General features: G+C 63.7%; 1 rRNA gene and 1 pseudogene. Both read right to left on the bottom strand.

What is annotated here, in order from left to right:
* Positions 1-91 precede the first annotated feature (91 nt).
* Positions 92-643 (bottom strand): annotated as a pseudogene (locus D3654_RS15015) (patatin-like phospholipase family protein); the annotation flags it as partial.
* Between the two features lie 435 nt (positions 644-1078).
* Positions 1079-1164, bottom strand: a 5S ribosomal RNA gene (gene rrf / locus D3654_RS15005); the annotation flags it as partial.

The following is a 1164-nucleotide window of genomic DNA, read 5'->3' as shown; positions in this document are numbered from 1 at the left end:
TTCCGCAACCTTGCCAACTACATCGCCCGATCACTCCTCGAGACCGGCGGATTCAGACCCCGATTACACCCTCAAATGCGATGAGCCGCTTGACCGCTGTGATGAGCAATGTGCGCTGCGGCCAGTCCTGGCTGGGCAACCGCGACGCGACGGTAGCACGCCATCGCGCGTGGACAGAACGGTCCGACGCCGCTGCGAGTCCGAGAGCCGCCGCGCCCATTCTGCGACGCATGTCAGCCGTGTCCCCGGCAGCAGCGATGATCTTGCCTGTTCTCTCCAAGTGCTCATTCACTTGGCTGGCGGGACGTCGTCCGCTTCCGATGCCGGCCGGAGTTGTCCGTTGCTGATTGGTCCCTTGCTGGGGTGGCGCAGCAAGGACGGCAGCCAGGAGTTCTGTTGGAGTCGCGCCGGCAAGCTGCGCCGCCGCGGTCGATCCGGCCGACGTTCCAATGAGCAGGTCGGACCGGGTCACGTCCAGACCGGCATCTAACATCCCGGCGATGAGGCCGATCAGCCAGGCGTTGCCTGTCGATCCACCGCCGCCGAGGACCAGGGCCCGCTCGCCGGTGGCAGGCCGCGCTGTGGCGTCCAGATCAGAGTTCGTCGCAGGGAGGGGCGGAGTTGAAGAAGGTGGTGTGTTCAAGGGAGTCGCCTTTCGCGGATGACGTGTTGGCACTCCCGGAGGCGACTACGTCAGCCGCGCGATCGTGGACTGCGGGGAGCACCCGTTACGGATACTGCGTTCATGGGGCTCACCTCCTTGATTGATCANCGATCACGATCACGATCACGATCACGATCACGATCACGATCACGATCACGATCACGATCACGATCACGATCACGATCACGATCACGATCACGGGAATAGTCGCACACCGGCCTGGGGTGGCGCAATCGGCTTTCAGGCCAGGTGCATTCCGGCGTGTAACGCCCTGCCCCAGCCGGTATCGGCCGGCGGTCCCTCGGCCGTGCGGTGCCCGGTCTTGGCGCCGGCGTTCGTGTTAGCACACGCGTATTAACGCATTAAACAGTTCAGGCCCCGACATTCGTTGTCGGGGCCTGAACTCCAATGTATGTCCGGCGGTGTCCTACTCTCCCACACCCTCCCGGGTGCAGTACCATCGGCGCTGTGGGTCTTAGCTTCCGGGTTCGGAATGGGAC

The sequence above is a fragment of the Arthrobacter celericrescens genome (assembly GCF_003614925.1).
Lineage (GTDB): Bacteria > Actinomycetota > Actinomycetes > Actinomycetales > Micrococcaceae > Arthrobacter > Arthrobacter celericrescens.
Note: the sequence above shows the minus strand (reverse complement) of the source record. Positions and strands in the feature narration are given on the sequence as shown.